Annotated in this window: 16 protein-coding genes; 12 read left to right on the top strand and 4 right to left on the bottom strand. The window is 71.5% G+C overall.

Features of this window, described 5'->3' with window-relative positions; genetic code table 11:
• The first annotated feature begins 156 nt into the window (after positions 1–156).
• The 4 genes from ABZ855_RS31845 to ABZ855_RS31830 all read left to right on the top strand — a co-directional run bounded on the left by ABZ855_RS31845 (position 157) and on the right by ABZ855_RS31830 (position 3987).
• Entirely contained in the window at positions 157–1152 is a 996-nt protein-coding gene (locus ABZ855_RS31845; RefSeq protein WP_360812773.1) for an ABC transporter permease, read from the top strand.
• Positions 1149–1985 carry an ATP-binding cassette domain-containing protein gene (locus tag ABZ855_RS31840; RefSeq protein WP_360812771.1) on the top strand — a complete coding sequence of 279 codons (837 nt, stop codon included), beginning with the start codon at positions 1149–1151 and terminating at the stop codon, positions 1983–1985. The genes ABZ855_RS31845 and ABZ855_RS31840 overlap by 4 nt, the downstream gene beginning before the upstream one ends.
• Before the next feature lie 74 nt (positions 1986–2059).
• Positions 2060–3091, top strand: coding sequence for a LacI family DNA-binding transcriptional regulator (locus tag ABZ855_RS31835; RefSeq protein WP_360812769.1), 1032 nt, complete (start codon positions 2060–2062; stop codon positions 3089–3091).
• Positions 3092–3201: 110 nt separating this feature from the next.
• Positions 3202–3987, top strand: coding sequence for a DUF899 domain-containing protein (locus ABZ855_RS31830; protein ID WP_360812767.1), 786 nt, complete (start codon positions 3202–3204; stop codon positions 3985–3987).
• Between the two features lie 81 nt (positions 3988–4068).
• On the opposite strand, the gene ABZ855_RS31825 is transcribed toward ABZ855_RS31830, so the two are convergent.
• A complete protein-coding gene (locus ABZ855_RS31825; protein ID WP_360812765.1) occupies positions 4069–4824 on the bottom strand; it encodes a helix-turn-helix domain-containing protein in 756 nt (251 codons plus the stop codon).
• 309 nt (positions 4825–5133) lie between these two features.
• Here ABZ855_RS31825 and ABZ855_RS31820 point away from each other — a divergent pair, with 309 nt between their 5' ends.
• Complete coding sequence (locus ABZ855_RS31820) at positions 5134–8217, top strand: BTAD domain-containing putative transcriptional regulator (protein ID WP_360812763.1); 3084 nt, start codon at positions 5134–5136, stop codon at positions 8215–8217.
• Positions 8218–8227: 10 nt separating this feature from the next.
• Here the strand turns inward: ABZ855_RS31820 and ABZ855_RS31815 are convergent, their stop codons facing one another.
• Positions 8228–9235 carry a LacI family DNA-binding transcriptional regulator gene (locus tag ABZ855_RS31815; RefSeq protein WP_360812761.1) on the bottom strand — a complete coding sequence of 336 codons (1008 nt, stop codon included), beginning with the start codon at positions 9233–9235 and terminating at the stop codon, positions 8228–8230.
• A gap of 153 nt (positions 9236–9388) precedes the next feature.
• Here ABZ855_RS31815 and ABZ855_RS31810 point away from each other — a divergent pair, with 153 nt between their 5' ends.
• Genes ABZ855_RS31810 through ABZ855_RS31800 form a run of 3 tightly spaced genes read left to right on the top strand, consistent with a single transcriptional unit; the run spans position 9389 to position 14117 of the window.
• A complete protein-coding gene (locus ABZ855_RS31810) occupies positions 9389–10708 on the top strand; it encodes an MFS transporter (protein ID WP_360812759.1) in 1320 nt (439 codons plus the stop codon).
• Complete coding sequence (locus ABZ855_RS31805) at positions 10705–11481, top strand: alpha/beta fold hydrolase (protein WP_360812757.1); 777 nt, start codon at positions 10705–10707, stop codon at positions 11479–11481. The genes ABZ855_RS31810 and ABZ855_RS31805 overlap by 4 nt, the downstream gene beginning before the upstream one ends.
• Positions 11478–14117, top strand: coding sequence for a family 78 glycoside hydrolase catalytic domain (locus ABZ855_RS31800; RefSeq protein ID WP_360812755.1), 2640 nt, complete (start codon positions 11478–11480; stop codon positions 14115–14117). The genes ABZ855_RS31805 and ABZ855_RS31800 overlap by 4 nt, the downstream gene beginning before the upstream one ends.
• A 106-nt stretch (positions 14118–14223) precedes the next feature.
• Here ABZ855_RS31800 and ABZ855_RS31795 read toward each other — a convergent pair whose 3' ends face one another.
• Both ABZ855_RS31795 and ABZ855_RS31790 read right to left on the bottom strand, forming a co-directional pair.
• Positions 14224–15147 carry an alpha/beta hydrolase gene (locus tag ABZ855_RS31795; protein ID WP_360812753.1) on the bottom strand — a complete coding sequence of 308 codons (924 nt, stop codon included), beginning with the start codon at positions 15145–15147 and terminating at the stop codon, positions 14224–14226.
• Positions 15148–15240: 93 nt separating this feature from the next.
• Positions 15241–16242, bottom strand: coding sequence for a LacI family DNA-binding transcriptional regulator (locus ABZ855_RS31790; RefSeq protein ID WP_360812751.1), 1002 nt, complete (start codon positions 16240–16242; stop codon positions 15241–15243).
• Between the two features lie 301 nt (positions 16243–16543).
• Here ABZ855_RS31790 and ABZ855_RS31785 point away from each other — a divergent pair, with 301 nt between their 5' ends.
• From ABZ855_RS31785 to ABZ855_RS31770, 4 genes are read left to right on the top strand one after another with little or no spacing between them, the layout of a single operon-like run.
• Positions 16544–18109, top strand: a complete 1566-nt coding sequence (locus ABZ855_RS31785; RefSeq protein ID WP_360812750.1) for an ABC transporter substrate-binding protein — start codon at positions 16544–16546, stop codon at positions 18107–18109.
• 9 nt (positions 18110–18118) lie between these two features.
• Positions 18119–19060, top strand: coding sequence for an ABC transporter permease (locus ABZ855_RS31780; RefSeq protein WP_360812748.1), 942 nt, complete (start codon positions 18119–18121; stop codon positions 19058–19060).
• Positions 19057–20817, top strand: coding sequence for a dipeptide/oligopeptide/nickel ABC transporter permease/ATP-binding protein (locus tag ABZ855_RS31775; RefSeq protein WP_360812746.1), 1761 nt, complete (start codon positions 19057–19059; stop codon positions 20815–20817). Before ABZ855_RS31780 ends, ABZ855_RS31775 begins: the two co-directional genes overlap by 4 nt.
• The gene (locus ABZ855_RS31770; RefSeq protein ID WP_360812744.1) at positions 20814–21683 is read left to right on the top strand and encodes an ATP-binding cassette domain-containing protein; all 870 of its coding nucleotides are present in this window, start codon (positions 20814–20816) and stop codon (positions 21681–21683) included. The genes ABZ855_RS31775 and ABZ855_RS31770 overlap by 4 nt, the downstream gene beginning before the upstream one ends.

Below are 21683 nucleotides of genomic sequence, written 5' to 3'. Positions count from 1 at the left end.
GGTCGGCCGCGCGGTGTTCTGCTGCTGGCCCGGTGGGGGCTGGTCGCGCAGTTCCCCGCGCCCCTGTCGGGCGCTGTCGCGCACCGACCTTCGCCAGAACCGCCTAGTGCCATCGCCCCGCCTATCAGGACATCTGTCTTCCGACAAGGACTTCGCATGACAGCCACGACCACGCCGTACTCGGAGCTCAAAGCGCCGACGACCGTTCGCAGACTGCTCACGGCGCCGACCACCGGACCTCTGGCCGCCCTCCTCCTGGCCTGCGCCTTCTTCTCCTTCTCGACCGACCAGTTCCTGACCGGCGGGAACTTCTCGCTGATCGTGCAGCAGGTCATGGTCGTGGGCACCCTCGCCATCGGCCAGACCCTGATCATCCTCACGGCGGGCATCGACCTGTCGTGCGGTGCGGTGATGGCGTTCGGCAGCATCGTGATCGCCAAGATGGCGGCCGAGGGCTCCGTCCCGCCGCTGGTCGCGATCGCGCTGGGCCTGGGGGTCTGCGGCGGCTTCGGGCTGCTCAACGGGCTGTTGGTGCAGAAGATCCCGCTGCCGCCGTTCATCGTGACCCTCGGCATGCTCAACGTGGCGTTCGCGCTGACCCACATCTACTCCGAGGAGCAGACGGTCACCAACCTGCCCGGCTCGCTGACCGCCCTCGGGGAGACCTTCCCGCTCGGTCACACGGACATCACCTACGGCTCCCTGGTCACCATCGGGCTGTTCCTCCTCCTCGCCTACGCGCTGAGCAGCACCGGGTGGGGCCGGCACGTCTACGCGCTGGGCAACAGCGCCGAGGCCGCCCGGCTGAACGGCATCCGCACCTCCCGCCTCACCATCGGCATCTACACCGTGGCCGGCGTGCTCTACGGCATCGCCGCGGTGCTGCTCATCTCCCGTACCGGGGTGGGCGATCCGCAGGCCGGGCAGACCGACAACCTCGACAGCATCACCGCGGTGGTCCTCGGCGGCACCAGCCTCTTCGGCGGCCGGGGTTCGGTCCTCGGCACCTTCATCGGCGTCCTCATCGTCGGTGTGTTCCGCAACGGCCTCCAGCTGATGGGCGTCGCCTCCATCTACCAGACCCTGATCACCGGCGTCCTGGTGATCCTCGCGGTGACCGTCGACCAGATCTCCCGGAAGAAGGCCCGATGACCGCCCCCTCCTCCCCCACGCCCGTGCTGCAGGCCCGCGGTCTGGTCAAGCGGTACGGCCAGGTCACCGCCATCGACGGCGCCGACTTCGACCTGCTGCCCGGTGAGGTGCTCGCCGTCATCGGCGACAACGGCGCCGGCAAGACCAGCCTCATCAAGGCCCTCACCGGCGCGCTGACCCCCGACGCGGGCGAGATACTCCTCAACGGGAAACCCATCACCTTCTCCGGCCCGCAGAGCGCCCGCGCCCACGGCATCGAGACGGTGTATCAGGACCTCGCCGTGGCCGCGTCCATGGACATCGCCTCCAACATGTTCCTCGGACGCGAACTGCGCCGCTCCGGCGTACTCGGCAGCGTCTTCCGCATGCTCGACAAGAAGCGCATGCGCCAGGAGGCCGCCGAGCACATGGCCGACCTGAAGATCGGCCTGCGCTCGCTGACGCAGTCCGTGGAGACGCTCTCCGGCGGGCAGCGGCAGGCCGTGGCGGTCGCCCGCTCCGTCGCCTGGGCGAGCAGCGTCGTCGTCATGGACGAACCCACCGCCGCCCTCGGCGTCAAGGAGTCCGGCCAGGTCCTCGACCTCATCCGCCGGGTCCGCGACAAGGGCATGCCGGTCGTCCTGATCAGCCACAACATGCCGCACGTGTTCGAGATCGCGGACCGGATCCATGTCCACCGGCTCGGCCGGCGGGCCGCCGTGATCAAGCCCTCCGACTACTCGATGGCCGAGGTCGTGGCCATCATGACCGGTGCGCTCAGCATCGACGAGGCCGGAGATACTGTCGTAGCGGATTCGGAGGCCGCGAAGGCCGCCGGAGTCCAGGCCACCTGACAGCTCAACCCGCTCTCGCATCTCCGGCCGAGGCCGCGGCCGGAACCGAGAGCCCTCAGGAGACGGTTTCCTCCATGGCAGCGAACCGCCGCCCCACCCTTGCCGACGTCGCCCGCGAAGTCGGCGTCAGCGCCAAGACGGTCTCCCGAGTCCTCAACGAGGACGGACCCGCCTCCGCGCAGACCAGGGAACAGGTACTCGCCGCGGTGGCCAAGCTCGGCTTCCAGCCGAACCTGATGGCCCGCAACATCCGCGTCGGCGGCCCCGACACCACCATCGGCCTGGTCATCCCCGACCTCGCCAACCCCTTCTTCGGGGCCGTGGCCCGCGCCATCGAGGACACCGTCCGCGACCGCGGACTGACCCTCCTCATGGGCTCCTCCGCGGACACCCCCGAGCGTGAACGCGCCCTGACGGACAAGTTCCTGGCCCGCCGGGTCAGCATCCTGCTCGTCGTCCCGTCCGTCGGCGCCGACCACTCCCACCTCAAGTCCCACCGTACGGCGGGACTGCCCGTGGTCTTCCTCGACCGGCCCGGCGTCGGTCTCGCCACGGACAGCATCGTCAGCTCCAACCGGGCCGGTGCCCACGGCGGGGTCGCCCATCTCGTCGCCCACGGGCACCGGCGTATCGGATTCGTCGGTGACCTGCCCCCGAAGCTGTACACCCGCCGTGAACGACTGGCCGGTTACCGGTCGGCGCTGCAGGAGGCCGACATCCCCTACGACCGCGCGCTCGTCACCAACGCCCACGACCAACAGGGCGCCGAGGCCGCGACCGCCCGGCTCCTCGAGCTGGCCGATCCGCCGACCGCCCTGTTCGCCGGCAACAACATCATGGCGCTGGGCATAGTCGCCGAACTGGCCCGCGGCAGGCGCAAGGACGTCGCCGTCGTCGCCTTCGACGACATCGCGCTCGCCGAGGCACTCGAGCCGGCCCTGACCGTCGTGGCCCAGGACGCGGAGGAACTCGGCAGAACGGCGGCGACGACGGCGCTGGCCCGCCTGGACGGAGACCGCTCCCGGGCCCGGACGATCACCGTCCCCACCCGTCTGATCACCCGGGGCTCGGGCGAACTTCGTGTCCCCGCACTCCAGGAGGCGTGAAGAGAATTCCTCCCCGGGCGATGAGTTCCGGCGGGCTCACGAGTCTCTTGTGGTGACAGTGACAAGGCGTCGTACGGGGCCCTGTCGCACCAGACCCCACGGAGGACACCATGACGACCACGCCCAGTGACCCGACCGCAGGACCGGCCGACGGCCTTCCGCCCGTCGTCGACCTGGCCGCCTGGCAGCTGGCCAGGGACGAGCTGCTGGTCCGCGAGAAGGCCCACACGCGTGAGGGCGACGCCATCGCGGCGGCCCGCCGCCGACTGCCCATGGTGGAAGTCGACGGGACGGCCGAGGTCGTCGGACCGGACGGCCCCGTCCCGTTCCTGGACCTGTTCCAGGGACGGGACGAACTCGTCGTCTACCAGCACATGTGGTACGACGGCGCGCCCCACCAGGGGCAGTGCGAGGGCTGCACCACGACGGCCTGGCATCTCAAGGACGCCGTCTATCTCAACGCCCGCGGCGTCTCGTTCGCCGTCCTGACCACGGGCCCCTGGGACGAGGTCGCCTCCTATGTCTCGTTCATGGGCTACACCCAGCCCTGGTACTCGGTGCGCGACACGGAGGCGCCGATCGGCGGCGAGATGGGTTACCTCGCCTCCTTCCTGCGCTCCGGCGACCGCGCGTTCCTCACCTATTCCACGACCGGCCGTGGCAACGAGCCGGTCAACGGTTCCCTCGCCCTGCTCGACATGACGCCCTACGGCCGTGGCGAGGCGTGGGAGGACAAGCCGGCGGGCCGGCCCGAGGGGCACAGCCCGTGCTGGTACTGGCGCTCGGACGCGGACGGGAACGCCGACTGGGGCCCGACGAGCCGCCCGGTCCCGCAGTGGACGCGGCCCGGCGCGACCCCTGTACAGACCCTCGGCCGGCAGGGCCACCATCACTGACGTGCGCCGGCCCGACGGGGTGTGCGGCTTTCCGTTCGTCGGCATCCTGTTCGCTGGCATTCTGTTCGTCGGCGCGGGGGGTCATCTGCCGCGCAGCCGTGCGCTGATCGTCCTGCCCGTCTGCTGGACCACGTCGACGAGCCGGTCCAGGCTGTGCGCGGGATCGGTCACGACGCTCAACGACGCGATGAGGACGCCGCCCGGCCCGTACAGGGGCACCGCCACACAGCACGCGCCGGGCGCCACTTCCTCCCGGTCGAAGGCGACGCCCCGTTCGTGGATCGACGCGCACTCCCGTCGCCAGGACGAGGGCAACTCCCCCAACGGGAGACGCGGGTGCGTCCCGGCCACCAGGACCTTGCCCGCCGCGGTGAACCACGGCCAGACCGTGCCGTCGAGCTGCGGGTCGAGTACGTCGTCGGTCTCGCAGGCCGTCCAGTCGAGGACCAGGGTCCGTCCCTCCCGCAGAACGTTGACCCCGACCGAGGTGCCCGTGGCGCGTGCCAGCCTGCGGGCCGGCCCCCGGGCCGCGGACCTCAGCCCGGGATACGGCTGCCATGCCTGCCCGAGCCGGAACATCCGCGAGCCCACTCGATAACCCGTACGGCTCCGCTCGACGGCGCCCAGGTCGACCAGTTGCTCCAGCAGCCGGTACGCGGTCGTCTTGGGCAGCCCGCACTCCGCCGCGAGCCTGGTCAGTCCCGCCTGGCCGGCCCGCTCCAACGCCTCCAGCAGCCCGAAGGCGCCCTCCAGTACGCTCCGTCCGCCGACGTCCCGCACGACCGGCGGACGCACCGCCACCTGCTCCGGCACGGTCAGCCGGTCCAGCTGCCCCACCGGTGAAGGTGCCGTCCTTGTCGCTGTCGCTCCCCGTGGTTCCTTCAAGTTGCTCTCCCCAACCACCGCCCGCAGTGCGGCCGCAGCCCGGACGGCTCGGGTCCCCGCGGCCGGACCGCCCGTGTCGCACGACTCCCCGGCTCGCCGCGCCACGTCCCCCGTGTGCGGAGCGCCGCCGTGCGTGGGCGCCTCCCTCCCCCACACACTGAGGTCCGAATGTGGCTCAGAACGTTGTCGATACGTTGTCGCCCAGCGTGAGAGTGTGCGCGACACGTGGAGAAGATCTGCACGGGGGGTGCGGAGAACGTGATGGATTTGCGACTTCTCGGTGTGGTGGAACTGTCCGTGCGGGGACGGACGGCGGAGGTCGGGCCGCCCCAGCGCCGGGCCGTGCTGGCGGCGCTGGCGGTGGACGCGGGCCGCCCCGTCACGGCCGACGTACTGATCCAGCGGGTCTGGGGCATCGATCCGCCCGACGGCGCACGGCGTGCCGTGCACGCCCATGTCGCCCGGATCCGGCGACTGTGCGAGCAGCACGCGGACGCGGAGGACGCCGAGGACGGCCGGTTGCGCCTGGTGCGCCGTTCCGGCGGGTACCTGCTGGAGGCCTCCCCGGAACAGGTGGACGTCCACAGATTCCGGCAACTGGTCGGCCTGGCACGGGAGTCGGGGCGGACGGAGGAAGGGCGGGCGTCGCTGCTGCGGGAGGCGCTCGGTCTGTGGCGTGGCGAACCGCTGGCCGGGCTGGGCGGACAGTGGGCGGGACGGGTGCGTGAGGCATGGCGGCAGCAGCGGGTGGACGCCGCCGTGGGGTGGGCCCACCTGGAGTCGCGGGTCGGCGATCCCGTCGCCGTGATCGGTCCGCTGACCGAACTGCTGGACGAGTATCCGCTGGTGGAGCCACTGACCGGGGCGCTGATGCGGGCGCTGCACGCCGCCGGGCGCGGCGCGGAGGCGCTGGACCGCTACGCGAGTGTCCGGCGGCGGCTGGCGGAGGAGCTGGGCGCCGACCCCGGGACCGCGTTACGGGAGGTGCACCAGGCGGTTCTGCGGGGAGGCCTGTCGACGCCGTCCGCGCGACCGACCGTCCGGGGGCAGGCCGAGGCGGCCCACCTCGCCCGTCGGGGGACGCGACCGTCGTCGTCTCCCCTGTCCCGGCCGGGCGAGGTGCCCGTACAACTGCCCATGGGCGTACGGGGTTTCACCGGGCGCGATCAGGAGCTCGCCCGGCTCGACGAGATCCTCGCCTCGGCGGTGGAGCAGCCGTCGGCGGTGGTGATCTCGGCGGTGTCGGGTACCGCGGGGGTGGGCAAGACGGCGTTGGCCGTGCACTGGGCGCGCCGGGCTCAACGGGCCTTTCCCGACGGGCAGTTGTATGTGAACCTGCACGGGTTCGACCCCGGCGGGCCGGCGGTGGGTCCGGCGGAGGCGGTACGGGGGTTCCTGGATGCCTTCGGGGTGCCGCCGTCCCGTATCCCGGCCGGTCTGGAGGCGCAGTCGGGGCTGTACCGCAGTCTGCTGGCCGGGCGGCGGGTGCTGGTGGTGCTGGACAACGCCCGTGACGCCGAGCAGGTCCGGCCGCTGCTGCCCGGGGCGCCCGGGTGTCTGGCGCTGGTCACCAGCCGGCGGGCGCTGACCGGGCTGGCCGCGGCCGAGGGGGCCCATCTGCTGACCCTCGGTCTGCTCGGACCCGGTGAGGCGCGGGAGTTGCTGATCGGCCGGCTGGGAGCGGACCGGGTGGCGGCCGAGCACGCTGCCGTACGGGAGATCGTGGGTCGGTGCGTGGGGCTGCCGCTCGCGCTGGCGATCGTCGCCGCCCGCGCGGCCGCGCAGCCGGGTCTGCCGCTCGCGGCGCTCGCCGGGGAGCTGCGCCGGGCCGACGGACGACTGGACGCGTTGGACGGTGGGGAGGCGGCCAGTCAGGTGCGGGCGGTGTTCTCCTGGTCGTACCGGGCGCTCGGTGCCGACGCCGCCCGGCTGTTCCGGCTGCTGGGTCTGCATCCCGGACCGGACGCCTCGCTGCCGGCGGTCGCCGCGCTGGCCGACGTGCCGCTGCCGCGTGCCCGTGTGCTGCTGGCGGAGCTGGTCCAGGGCCATCTGCTCACCGAGCATGTCCCGGGCCGGTACGCCTTCCACGACCTGCTGCGCGTCTACGCCGCCGAACTGGTCGCCGCGTACGACAGCGACGAGGTCCGGAGCGCGGCCGTACTCCGGATGCTCGACCACTATCTGCACACCGCCCATGCCGCCGACGCCCTGCTCACGCCCCGGCCCCGGCCGACTCCGCTGCCGCCCGCCCAGCCGGGCGCCTCGCCGGTGCGGCTGTCGGACCACCCTGAGGCACAGGCGTGGTTCACCGCCGAGCACGCGGTCCTGCTGGCCGCCGTGGAACAGGCCCCCGCCGCGGGTTTCGACACCCACGCCTGCGGTCTCGCCGCCGCGCTCACCACCTATCTCGACCGGCACGGCTACCGGCAGGCACTGACCTCTGTCCACACCACGGCGCTGGAGGCCGCGGTGCGCCGGGGCGACAAGGACGGGCAGGCCGACGCCCACCGCGGGCTCGGGCTCGCGCAGGACCGGCTCGACCACCCCGACGACGCCCGCGCCCACTACCTGCGGGCGCTGGACCTCTTCGACGAATCCGGCAACCACGCGGGGCAGGCCCGCATCCACCAGCATCTGTCCCGTATGTACGAGGCGCAGGGACGGCACCTGTGGGCGCTCGGCCATGCCCGCGACAGCCTCGCGCACCACCGGGCCGCCGGTGACCGGGCCGGGCAGTCCGCCGCCCTCAACCACATCGGCTGGACCCTCGCCCAGCTCGGCGACCACCAGCAGGCGCTCGCCCACTGCCGCGAGGCCCTCGAGCTGGCCCGGGAGACCGAGGACCTCAACGGCCAGGCCCACATCCAGGACAGCCTCGGCTACGTCCACCACCATCTCGGCCGCCACGAGGAGGCCGCCGACTGCTACCGGCAGGCCGTCGACCTGTTCCACCGCACCGGGGACCGACACGGCGAAGCCACGGGACTCGTCCGCCTGGGCGACATCCAGCACACCGCCGCCCACACCCACGCCGCCGCCGACGCCTGGACCCGGGCCCTGTCGCTCACCACCGACCTCAACCTCCCGGACACGGACCCCCTACGCACCGGCCTCCTGACCCGCCTCGCTGCCGCGTCCAACCCCGATCCACCAACCCGGCCCGTCCCGGCCCCCCTACGGCCCACGCCGGGAACCAATCCGGACCGCCGGGCTACCTCGTCCGCCCTCGATCCCCGCCCCGGCCCAACCCGGGATTCCGGCCCGGCCGGGCCGGGTGCCAAGGCCGGGCCGAGCCCGGGATTCAAGGCCGGGCCCGGCCCGATGAGCCCCTCTCCGGTCCACTGAACGGCGCCGGTCAGGCCGAGTCGCGTGCCTGGACCCGGAGTTCAGCCTCGACGAGGGCGGCGGGTGTGGCCTGGTGGTCGAGGGCGTCGACGATGCGGCGCGCCAGACCTCGGGCGATGGCGTCGGTGTCGCGGACGACGGTGGTGAGCGAGGGCCTCAGCAGTGCCGAGGTCGGGATGTCGTCGACGCCGATCACGGCGAGGTCGTGCGGGGCGCGCAGCCCCAGGGACTGCAGGGCCATCAGTACGGCCATGGCGACATCGTCGTTGAACGCGCAGATGCCCGTCACCGGCGGGTCCGCCGCGAGCCAGCCCTTCACCGCGTCCACGGCGCCGTTCATCTCCAGCGGAACGGTGCGGACGTCCGGCTCGGGGAGGCCGTGTTCGTCGCAGACCTGGCGGACCCCGGCCAGGCGCGGCTGGGCGAGGACGTCGAGCCGGGCGATGTCCGGGTAGGCGTAGCCGATCCGGCGGTGCGCGGGGACGAGGTGGCGGGCCTGCAGCGCGCCGATCGGTTCCTCGGCCACCAGCGGGGACCGGAGGTCACGCCCCACCGCCCCGTGCATCGTCATGACGACCTCGATGCCCGCCGCCCGCATGGCGTCCGCCTCGGACTCGGGGAACTCGTTGAGGGCGAGTACGGCGGCCGGGGTGAGGGCCCGCCAGATCTCGCGCAACGGCCGGGCGGGGTGGGCCGCCGAGTGCACGAGGAAGGTGAACTCGTGTTCGGCGAAGGCGTTGGTCAGCTGCTGGATGAGCCGTCCGAGGACGTGCTGGATCGGCCAGTCGGGCAGCAGGCCGAGCACGATGTCCGAGCGCCCTGTCCGCAGGGTGCGGGCGGCGGCCGAAGGGGCGTAGCCGAGGCGGGCGGCGGCTTCCCACACCCGGCGGCGCGTCGCCTCCGCGATCTTCTGGTGCGGGGTGTCGTTGAGGACGTAGCTCACCGTCGCGCGTGAGACTCCGGCCTCCCGTGCGACATCCCCACTGGTGACCCGTCTGCCTCTGGATGTCCCCGCCATGCGCCCCCCGCCCTCTGGCCTCTGACCCACCGACAGACCTCTTGCCAAACCCACGATCGCGGGCTAGCTTACCGGCTCAGTCAACCTACACGTTTAAGTGACGCGTTTAAGTAACTCCTGGTAGTCAATTACGGTACTCAGTGAAGAGGACCCATGCCTGGCCCGAACGAGATCACGAGCAACCCCTGGAAGACCGCGACGCTCGCCGGCATGGCCTCCTACCTCGATGCCGCCGCCCTGGTGACGTCGGGAATCGCCATCGGCGGTTACTACGCCGCACCGCTCCAGCTCACTCCCGGGACCATCGGCTCCCTGCTGGGGCTGCAGACCCTGGGCTTCGCGGTCGGCGCGCTGTTCGGTGGCCGGCTGGGCGACCGGTTCGGCCGACGGGCCGTCTTCACCTGCTCGCTCGTCCTCTACGCGATCGGCGTCCTGCTGCTCCTCGTGGCGGCGGGCCCCGCCGTGCTCTTCACCGGAGTGGTGGTCACCGGGCTGGCCATCGGCGCCGACCTCCCCGTGTCACTGGCACTCGTCAACGAGGAGGCGCCGGACGGCAGGAAGGGCACCATGGTGGTGTTCTCCGGCATGCTCTGGCTCGCCGGCATCGTGACCGTGCTGACGCTGAGCTCCTTCATGGGGGCGCGGGGCATGGCCGGCGGCCGGATACTCTTCGCCCACCTGCTGGTCGTGGCCCTCGTCGTGCTGGTCCTGCGGCTGAGCCTCGGCGAGTCCGCCGAGTGGCGCGCGGCACGCCGGGCCGCCGACGCACGCGCCGACGCCGACGCCGACGCCGGGACCATCGAGTTCAGCCGCGTCCGGGATCTCTTCCGGGCACCGACCGTCCACGCCCTGCTCGCGACCGGCCTGTACTACGCCACCTGGAACCTCGGCGCGAACACCCTCGGGCAGTTCGGCACCTTCCTGTGGACCGCGCTGGCCGAGGGAGAGGTCGCGCGGTTCTCCCAACTGTCCCTGCTCGGGCTTCCGTTGGGCTTCGTCGCGGGCCTGGTGTTCATGCGGGTCATCGACCGGCCGGCCAGGCACGGCTGGTTCGCGGCGGGCACCGGACTCATCGTCGTCGCCTGGGCGCTGCCCGCCCTGCTCGGGCCCACCAGGTTCACCCTGGTCGCCGTCATGCTCGTCTCCGGTCTGGGCAACGCCTTCGCCGGCGAGTCCATCTACAAGATCTGGTCCCAGGAACTCTTCCCCACCCTGCTGCGGGCCACCGCCACCGGCGTGACCATGGCGTTCACCCGGGCCGTCGCCGGTCTGGCCGCCCTGGGCACGCCCGCCTTCGCCGTGGGCCACACCCGGCTGTTCTTCGGTCTGCTGTTCGGCTTGATGGTGGTCTCGGCGGTGATCGGCCTGCTCTGGGTGCCGCGACTGCCCGAAGCCACCCGGCCCGAGGAGGCCGTCGGCGCCGGCAGCGACCCCGTACTCACGCTCAAGACGACCGAAAAGGCTGCTCCTTGATCCGCCATCACGACTTCCGCCACCGCGAGCTGACCCTGCGCTCCACATTGCACATCCCCGACGGCCCCACGGAAACCCGCTGGCCGACCGCCGTGTTCGTGCACGGCTTCGCCTCCAACCGGCTCGAACTGCCGGACTTCGTCGCCATGTCCCGGCTGCTGGAGTCCCACGGCATCGCCTCGGTCCGCTTCGACCTCTCCGGACACGGCGAGAGCGACGGCGACTTCTTCGACGTCACCATCACCGGTGAACTCGACGAGACCCGCGCGGTACTGGAAGTGGTGCGGACCTTCGACTTCGTCGACCCCGGCCGGATCGCCCTGGTCGGTATGAGCATGGGTGGTGTGGTCGCCGGCATCACGGCCGCCGAGGTGCCCGGGATCAGCGCCCTGTGCCTGTGGTCCCCGGCCGCCGTAGCCCCGTTCGAGATCGGCAGCGGCCTGCTCAAGGGCCGCAGTCTCGCCCCGGAGCTGGCGGAGAAGGGGTACGTCGACACCGGCGGCCACCGGATGAGCCCCGCGCTCATCGAGGACATCGCCGGCCTCGACGTCTACGGGCGCTCCGGCGCGTACACCGGGCCCGTGCACATCCTGCACGGCGACCAGGACGACATCGCTCCCCTCGAGTACGCGCGCCGCTATCTGGACCACTACGACGGCAACGCACAGCTGGAGATCGTGGCGGGCGCTGACCACGCCTGGGCCTCCATCCCGCACCGCACCGCGCTGCACCAGTCCACGCTGCGATTCCTCCGGAGGCACCTCCAGCGATGAACACGTCGAGCCACACGGCACCTGACGCGCCGGACACCGCGACGTCGGTCGTCGCCCTGCGCACCGAGGACGACTCCGGTCTGGTGGCCACCCCGTACGCCACCCCGCGCCTGTCGTGGTCGCTGACGAGCGAACGTCCGGACGTCCTGCAACACGCCTACGAGGTCCAGGTGTCGGCCGGCCTCCCCTTCGACGACGGACCGCCCGGCGAAGTGGTCGAGTCCGGCACGGTGACCGATCACCCGTGGCCGGCCGAGCCGCTGTGCAGCCGCGAGGTCCGGTACTGGCGTGTCCGCGTCCGCACCGACATCGGATGGACGGCCTGGAGCGACCCCGCCAGGGTGGAGGCGGCGCTCCTGGACGACGCGGACTGGGTGGCCCGTCCCGTCCATCTCCCCAGCGACCGGGGCCGTACCTCCCCCGGCCCGGCACCGCTGCTCCGCCGGGAGTTCGACCTCCCGGCGGAGCCGGTGTCCGCCCGCCTGTACGTGACCTCACTGGGCGTCCACCGCACCGCCGTCAACGGGCACCCCGTCTCGGACGACCTGCTGGAGCCGGGCTGGACCAGCTACCCCAACCGGCTGCTCTACGCCACCTACTACGTCACCACCCTCCTTGCCGCGGGCACGAACGCGCTGTCCGCCGCGCTCGGCGACGGCTGGTACCGAGGCCACCTCACCTGGCACAAGACCCGCAATGTCTACGGCGACACCACGGCTCTCCTCGCCCAGCTGGAAGTCACCCTGGCCGACGGCAGCGTCATCACGGTCGCCACGGACGACCACTGGCGTGGCGGCTACGGCGGTCTGCTGGCGGCGGATCTGTACGACGGCTGCGAACACGATCTGCGTCACGAACCGGACGACTGGCAGCTGCGCGACTTCGTCGACGACTCCTGGGAACAGGTCACCGCCCTCCCCCTGCCCAGGGGGCTGACGCAGCGCGCGCACCCCGCCGTGCGGGTCGTCCAGGTGATCCGGCCCGAGCTGCGGACCCTGCCCGACGGCACGATCGCCGTCGACGCGGGCGAGAACATCACGGGCTGGCTCAGGCTCCGTGTGGACGGCCCGGCGGGGAGCACGGTCACCGTGCGGCACGCCGAGGTTCTCGACGCGGACGGCCGGCTGCTGACGAGCCTGCTGCGCGGCGCCCGTGCCACCGACCAGTACACGCTGGCCGGCGGTCCGACCGAACTGCGGCCGGAGTTCACCTTCCACGGCTTCCGGTACGCCGAGATCGTCGTCCCCCCGACCGTGACCGTCGAGGCGGTCGAGGTCGAGGTGGTGGCGAGCGACCTGCGCCGCATCGGCGGGTTCCACTGCTCCGACGAGCGCGTGAACACGCTGTACGCCAACGTCGTACGCTCCCAGCGCGGCAACTTCCTCGCCGTGCCCACCGACTGTCCGCAACGGGACGAACGGCTCGGCTGGACCGGCGACCTCATGGCCTTCGCCCCGACGGCGTGCGCCACCTTCGACAGCGGTTCCTTCCTCGACAGCTGGTTCACCGACCTGCGGATCGAGCAACGACCCGATGGCGCGGTCCCGTTGGTGATCCCCGATGTGCCGCTCGGCGAGCCGCCACCGGCCGAGCTGCCGCACGCCGGGGGCGCCGCGGGCTGGGGCGACGCCGCCACGGTCGTACCGGCCGCCCTGTTCGAGGCCTACGGCGGACACGGCATGCTCGAGCGTCACTACGCGGCGATGCGGGCCTGGGTCGGCTTCACCGTCGACCACCTGGACGAGGACGGCACCTGGAGCGGCAACGCGCAACTCGGTGACTGGCTCGACCCGGCCGCGCCACCGGAGGATCCGGCGCGGGCCACCACCGACTCCGGCTATGTCGCGACCGCGTTCGTCGCGCACAGCGCCCGTCTGCTCGCCGACGCGGCAAGGGAGTTGGGGCACGTCGAGGACGCCGAGCGGTACGCGGACCTGCACCGGCGTACCGGCGAGGCGGCCTGGCGCAAGTGGGGCGACCACGCCCGCACCACGCAGACCGGTTGTGCGCTCGCTCTCGAGTTCGGTATCGCGCCGGCCGCCGAGCGCGCCGACGTTGCCAAGGCCCTCGCCGGTCTGGTGCGCGCCCGGGACGGACGCATCGCCACGGGGTTCTTGGGCACACCCTTCGTGCTGCCCGCGCTCACCGGTACCGGGCACACGGACGAGGCCTACCAGTTGCTGCTCAACCCGGAGTGCCCGGGCTGGCTCTACCAGGTGGCCCGGGGTGCCACCACCATGTGGGAACGGTGGGACGCCGTCCAGCCCGACGGCACGATCGACGTCGAGAACGCGGGCATGATGCTGTCGTTCAACCACTACGCCTACGGCGCGGTCGCGGCCTGGCTCTACCGGTCCGTCGCCGGACTGCGTCCCGCCTCTCCCGGCTACCGCACCCTCGAGATCGCGCCCCGCCCCGGCGGCACGATCACATCGGCCGAGGCCTCGATCACCACTCCGTACGGGCCGGCGTCCGTCGCCTGGTCGATCGCCGGCGGCACCCTCACGGTGAACGCCGTCCTGCCGCCCGGCACCACCGGGCAGTTCAGCGCCCCGGAGGGCTGGAGCTGCGCGGAGGCGGAGGCCGTGGGACGGCTCGGGTCCGGCAGCCATGTCCTGACGCTGCGTCCCGTCTGAGCCGTCGTGCAGCGGGTTCTGTCACCCCGCCCCACATACGGCGGCCCGCTGTCTCTGACACGACAGCGGGCTGCTCTCCCTGCTGCGGTCCTTGCGGCCGCGGTCCCTACTGGCGCAGGGCGTCGGCGAAGAAGTCGAGGGAGCGGTCGACCTCGGGAAGAGCCGGCGTCCGGTTGAGGTGACCGTGCGGCATGCCTTCGGCGAGGTAGGTCGTCACCGGCACGTCGGACGCCGTCAACTGCCGTGCCAGGAGTTCGCCGGAGGGCCGGAGATCGTCGTACTCGGAGACCAGGAGATGTACAGGCGGGAGTCGGTGCAGCGCGGCCGCTCCCGGCAGGGCGTCGCGCGGCAGGTCGGTGAGCCTGCCGACGTAGTTCTCCACCATGAACTCGATGTCGGTCGTGGTGAAGCGCATCGTCGGTGGGAGGGGGGCCATCTCGGCGGCCGTCGCGGCATCCAGGGCCGGGACGGGGAAGTGCGCGAACGGGTAGGCGAGCAGCAGCAGATCGGCCGGTCGCACATCCTCGTCGCGGTCGTGTACGGCGGTGGCCAGAGCCAGGGCCGCGCCCGCGCTCGCGCCGCCGAGGGCCACGGTACGGGCGTCGGCGGCCCGTTCGTCCCGGAACCATCGCCATGCGGCGCGCACGTCGTCCAGCGGCACGGGATGACGGACCCCGTCGGTCGCCAGCCGGTAGTCGACGCAGACGACCAACGCCTGGGCCCGCGCGGCCAGTTCGGATGCCACGACGTGCGCTTCGGGCATGTCGAGGTCACCGGCGAGGAAGCCTCCGCCGTGCACCCACAGCAGGGCCGTGGAGCCCGGCTCCCGCGGGGTGTAGGTCCTGACCGGCACCGGCCCGTGCGGTCCGGCGATCTCGCCGTTCTCGACGGTGACATCGGGTTGCGCCCACGGCGACGGATCCTCCGCGAACCGGCCGAACCGCGACGCGGCCTCGGGGTCCACGAGGTCGGCGAACGTCAGATCGGCTATGAGGTGCAGCCGCTGAGCGAGATAGGGGTCCAGGGGCAAGGTCGTCAGCTCTCTGTGCGGTCATGGGACACGGCAAGGGGCGCCGGGGAGGCGTCGGGATTCGGCCACCCCCGCTTCGATGGCGTCGGGCCGTCACGCCGACGCACGGACCTCCAGCCGGATGCGCGGCTCGACCACTTCCCCGGAGAGCTGCGTACCGGCGAGCGCCGCCGTCACGGAGTCCGCGTAGTACTCGGCGATGGCGGCGACGTCCTGGACGACCGTGGTCAGCGGCGGGCAGGCCACGGCCGAGGCGGGGCTGTTGTCGACGCCGATGACCGCGATGTCCCCGGGAGCCCGAAGGCCCAGGTGGTGCGCGCCGGCCAGCACGGCCATGGCGACCTCGTCGTTGAACGCGCAGACGCCGGTCACCGGGATGTCCATGGCACGCCAGGCCCTGATGGTGTCGGCCGCCCCGGCGGGATCGAGCGGAACCGTCCGGACGTCGGGCTCGGGCAGCCCCAGGTCGGCACAGACCTCCCGGACGCCGTCCAGGCGTGGCCGGGCGAACACGGCGACCCGTTCCTCGTCCGGGTACGCGTATGCCAGGCGCTGGTGGGAGGCGGCCAGATGACGGGCCTGCAGGGCGCCGATCGCGCGTCCGCTGGTGTCGGCCTCGCCCGCGCCCTCCTCCCGCGCGTCGTACATGGCGACGATCACCTCGATGCCGGCGGCCCGCATCGCCGCGGAGTCGAGGTCGGAGAACGGTTCGAAGGCCAGTACGGCGGCCGGGGTGAGGGCCTTCCAGATGTCGCCGAGCGAGCGGGCCCCCCGGATGCTGGAGTGCACCACGAAGGTCAGGCTGCGGCTCGCGAAGGCGCGGGTCAGCTCCTGGATCAGCTCTCCCGCCGAATGACCGAGGGGCCAGTCCGGCAGCAGCCCCAGCACGACGTCGGACCGTCCGTTGCGGAGCGTTCGCGCGGCGGGCGAGGGGGCGTAGCCGAGTTCGGCCGCCGCCGCCAGGACGCGTTGTCGGGTCGCGTCGGTGATCTTCTGATGTGCCGTGTTGTTGAGGACGAAACTCACCGTCGCGCGGGAAACACCGGCCTCACGGGCCACATCCGCACTGGTGACCCTCCTGCTCCGTGGTGCCACTCACAACCGCCTTCCAGGAACCTCTTGCGCAATGCGAGAGACGCCGTTAATTTACAGGACACCAACTTTAACGTGTTAGCGACACGTTAAAGTAACTCAAAGTACTGCACCGGCCCAGTGATCCAACCGCTGATCACGGTCGGCTGCAACCGCCGCGGAGACCCGCTCCACCCGCACCGGGTTCATCACCCCACTGCCGGGCCCCGTCCCGGGACGTCCGCTCATCGGCGCCCCCGCGAGTCACCCGATCCTCCCGGTTCCTGCCCCTCTCCCCGGCAATTCCACGCAACGGAGACCCTCAATGAAGAGAAGAACCGCACTCCAGGCCTCCATCGGTGTGGTGGCGACGCTCACGCTCGCCGCCTGCGGCGGTGGACAGACCAGCGGAGCGGGCGCCGGCTCCGGCTCCGGCCCGGCGAACCTGACCATCGCCCTGTCCTCGGCTCCCAACAGCCTGGACCCGGCCCAGGTCGCCGTCGGGCCCTTCCTGAACTACATGGACCCCGCCTACGCGACGCTGCTGACCCGCAAGGCCGACGGCACCCTGGGCGCCGGGATCGCCGACAAGTGGGGCTACGTCGGCCAGGGCAACACCAAGTTCCAGCTCCAGCTGCGCAAGGGCGCGAAGTTCGCCGACGGCACGCCGATCACCGCCGCCGACGTCGTCAGGTCCTTCACGTACTTCCAGAAGGGCAGCGGACCCTCCGTCGCCAACTTCCGGCCCCTGACCTTCGCCACGCCCGACGCCTCGACCGTGGTCGTCAGCAGCCCGACGCCGAACCCCGACATGGGCACCCTGTTCACGCCCTCGTACATGGGCGGCGCCATCATCAGCCCGGCCGGCCTGAAGGACCCGAAGAAGCTGGCCTCCGCGACCTTCGGCTCCGGGCCGTACGTGTACAGCCCCCAGCAGTCGATCTCCGGTGACCACTACGCCTACGTTCCGAACAAGAACTATTGGGACAAGTCCGCCGTCCACTTCAAGAAGATCACCGTACGGGTGATGCCGAACGTCAACTCGCAGGTGCAGGCCCTGAAGTCCGGGCAGATCGACCTCATGTTCGGCACTCCGGACGTGGCGCCGACCATCAAGGGCGACAAGGCGCTGACCACGCTCACCAAGCCCACCACCTGGGCGGGCCTGTTCCTCCTGGACCGCGCGGGCACCATCGTCAAGGGACTGGGCGACGAACGCGTCCGGCAGGCGCTGAACTTCGCCATCGACCGCACCGCGATCACCAAGGCGGTCTACGGCGACTTCGGCACACCGGTCTCGCAGCCCGCGATGCCCGGTTACGACGGCTACAGCCCCGCCGCCCAGAAGGTGTACCCCTACGACCCGGCCAAGGCCAAGGCACTGCTGAAGGCGGCCGGCTACGGCAGCGGGCTGACCATCCCGGTGAACTACGGTTCGTTCGACCCCTCGACGACCAAGATGGTCCAGGCGGTGCAGGCCCAGCTCGCCGAGGTGGGCGTCAAGCTGGAGCTGCGGGCCGCCACGAACTTCGGCGCCTGGATCAACGACCTGCTGACGAAGAAGTACGCGGCCACCGTGCTCTCCCCCGGCTCGGGCGGCGAGTCAAACTTCTACGCCCAGCAGGCCGGCTTCACCAAGACGGGCATCATGAACCTCTTCGGCGTGGCCGATCCGGACGTCGACGCCGCCTACGCCCGGCTCGCCAAGTCGGACCCGCAGTCCAGCGGGACGGCCGCGAAGGAGCTCACCGATGTGATCGTGCGCAAGGCGCTGGCGCTGCCGGTGTCCGGCACCGACACGATCGCCATGTACAACACCAAGCTGCACGGGGTGCTGTTCCCGGAGGGCGGCGCCCAGCTGACCTCCAACACCACGTGGACCGTTGGCTGACGAGGACCGATGTTTCCCATCCTTCTCCGCAGGCTGGCCCTGTCCGTCCCGCTCCTGGTGATCGTCTCGGCGATCACCTTCCTCCTCGAATCGTTCGTGCCCGGAGACCCCGCGCGCACGGTCCTCGGCATCAACGCGACACCGGAGCAGTACGACGCGCTGAAGGCCGCGATGCATCTCGACCAGCCGGTCGTCGTGCAGTACTGGCTGTACTTCCGGGACATGGTGCGCGGCGACCTCGGCAACTCGCTGTTCACCGGTGAGTCCGTACTGGGGCTGATCGGACAGCGTCTGCCGGTCACCCTGGCGCTGGTGATCGGGGGGACCGTGCTCGCGAGCCTGGTCGGCGTGGTGCTCGGTGTGTTCAGCGCGACACGGGGCCGGTACAGCCGCCGGCTGTTCGACATCGTGTCGCTGCTGGGCAGCGCGGTGCCGAACTTCTGGATCGCGCTGCTGCTGGTCGCCGTGTTCGCCGTCAAGTTCGCGATCTTCCCCGCCACCGGGTACACCCCGTTCGCGCAGTCCCCGGGGCAGTGGGCGACGGGCCTGGTCCTGCCGGTGGTCGCCCTCTCGATCGGCGGGATCGCCTTCATCTCCAAGGTCACCCGCGACGCGATGCTGTCCACCCTGAGCCTCGACCACATCAGAACGCTGCGGGCCTCCGGCATCAGGTCCTCGTCGATCATCTGGAAGCACGCCCTGCGGGGCTGCGGACTGCCGGTGGTGACCACCATCGGCCTCATGATGATCACCTTCATTCCCGGCACGATCCTCGTCGAGAACGTCTTCACCCTGCCCGGCCTGGGCACCACGGTCGTGGACGCGACCAACCAGCACGATCTGCCGGTCGTCCAGGGCCTCGCCCTCACCTTCACCGTCATGGTCATCGTGGTGAACCTTCTCGTCGACGTCCTCTACAGCCTCCTCAACCCGAAGGTACGTACGGAATGACCACTGTCGAGGCGCCCCCCAAGGCGCGATCGCGGGCGAGGACCAACCCCTTCGCCGGGATATGGCGCCGTCCCGTCACCGTCACAGCGCTCGCCGTCGTCACGGTGATCAGCGTCGCCGTGATCCTCGCCCCGCTCCTGGCACCGCATCCGCCGCTCGCGCAGGACTTGTTCCACACCCTGTCCGGCCCGTCGACGGACCATCCCCTGGGCACCGACGCACTCGGCCGCGACGTACTGAGCCGGCTCCTGTACGGCGGACGGCCCACCCTCGTCGGGGTGGGGCTCGCGGTACTCGTCTACGCCTTCGTCGGCATGTCCCTGGGCATGCTGGCCGGTTACCTGCGCGGCTGGACCGACCGGGTCATCGTCGCCGTGCTGGACATCATGCTCTCGGTCCCGGCGGTCATCATCACGCTCGCCGTCCTGGCGATCTTCTACCAGAGCAACGTCGCCGCCATGCTCACACTCGGCTTCTTCGCCTCCGCGGGTCTCGCCCGGATCATCCGCAGCTCCTGTCTTGAGCTGCGCGAGGAGCTGTTCGTGGACGCCGCCCGGGTGAACGGCCTCGGCCCGGCACGCATCATGGCCCGGCACATCCTCCCCCGGCTGACCGGGCAGTTGCTGGTCCCCGTCTTCCTCTTCTCCGGCAACGCCCTCGCCATCCAGACCGGCCTCGGATTCCTCGGCCTGGCCACTCCGGCACCGGCCCCGAGCTGGGGCGGCATGGTCGGCGACGGCGCGCAGATCATGCAGCAGAACTCCTATCTGCTCCTGGTCTCCGGTGGCGTGATCGGCCTCATGTCCCTGTCGTTCGGGCTGGTCGGCGACGGGCTGCGCGACCTCGACCAGGACCGGCGGCAGGCCACCGGCGGGCGCTCGCGCCGACCGGTCCGCACGACGCCCCTCGAGGTCGCCGCCAAGCCGTCGGACACCCCGTCGGCCGACACGGTTCTCGCGGTACGGGACTACTCGATCGCCTTCGCCACGGCACAGGGGCCCCGGACGGTGGTCGACTCGATCAGCTTCGCCGTCCGTCCCGGTGAGATCTTCGGCCTCGTGGGCGAGTCGGGCAGCGGAAAGACGGTGACGGGCCTGTCCCTGCTGGGGCTGCTCGCCCCCAACGGGGCCGTGACCGGCGGTTCGGCATGGCTGGCCGGCACCCGGATCAGCGGTCTGCCCGAGCGGGAGCTGGAGGGCATCCGCGGCCGGGAGATCGCCCTCGTGTCGCAGGAACCGATGGTGGCGCTCGACCCGTACTTCACCATCGGCTCCCAGCTCTCGGAGGTCATCCGGCGCACCGGCACCGCGCCGGACGGCAAGGAAGCCGTACGGCGGCGGATGCGGGAGCTGCTGACCAGCGTCCAGCTGCGTGATCCGGACGATGTCGCGCGCCGCCATCCGCACGAGCTGTCCGGGGGCATGCTCCAGCGCGTCGTCATCGCCATGGCGCTGGCCGGATCCCCGAAGGTACTGATCGCCGACGAGCCGACCACGGCCCTGGACGTGACCGTGCAGGCGGGCATCCTGGACCTGCTGCGGTCGCTGCGCGACGAGCACGGCATGGCGATCATCCTCATCACCCATGACCTGGGGGTGGTGGCCGACAGCTGCGACCGCGCCATCGTGATGGAGCACGGCCGGATCGTCGAGGAGGGCTCGGTCGACGACATCTTCTACCGGCCCCGGCACCCGTACACGAAGAAGCTCATCGAGAGCACGCCCAGCATCGCTCGGACCGAGGGCAGGATCGCGTGACCACAACGCCCGTACCCCAGACATCCGAACTCCAGTCACCCGTACTGCGGCTCGACTCCCTGGCGGTCCGCTATCCGGGCCGGGGCTTCCGCAAGCCCCCGGTCACCGTCATCGAGGACGTGTCGTTCGAGGTCGGTCAGGCCGAGACGGTCGCCCTCGTGGGCGAGTCCGGCTCCGGGAAGACGACCATCGGCAGGGCGGTGCTCGGCCTCACCCCGGTCAGCGGCGGGCGCGTACTGCTCGACGGCCGGGACATCACCCGACTCGCCGGCCGGGCCCGACGGCTGCTCTCCTCCGACCTCCAGGCGATCTTCCAGAACCCGTACGGGTCGCTCAACCCGGCGCTGCCGGTGGGCCGGACGCTGGCGGAGCCCCTGCTCGCCGGTTCCACCCGCTCGCGCCAGGAGGTCCGCGACCACATCGGCGCACTGCTGCGCCGCGTGGGCCTCCCGGAGGACGCCGCCGACCGGTATCCGGCCCAGTTCAGCGGAGGCCAGCGTCAGCGCATCGCCATCGCCCGGGCGGTCGCCCGGCAGCCCCGGCTCATCATCTGCGACGAGCCTACCAGTGCCCTCGACGTCACCACCCAGGCCGCCGCACTGAGCCTCCTCGCCGAGCTCCAGGACACGCTGGGGTGCGCGTACCTGTTCATCACGCACGACCTCGCCGTCGTCAAGGAGTTCGCGGCGCGCACCCTGGTGCTGCAACACGGGCGCATCGTCGAGGAGGGCCGCAGCACCGATGTGTGCGACCGTCCGCAGCACGAGTACACCCAGCGCCTGGTGGCGGCCGCGCCTGTCCCCGACCCGGTCCTGCAACGCAGCCGCCGGCAGCAGCGGTTGGAGGTGGAGGCGGCGACCGTATGA

The organism is Streptomyces sp. NPDC047042, assembly GCF_040644035.1.
Taxonomy (GTDB): Bacteria; Actinomycetota; Actinomycetes; order Streptomycetales; family Streptomycetaceae; genus Streptomyces.
This window is presented reverse-complemented; position numbering and strand designations above follow the sequence as displayed.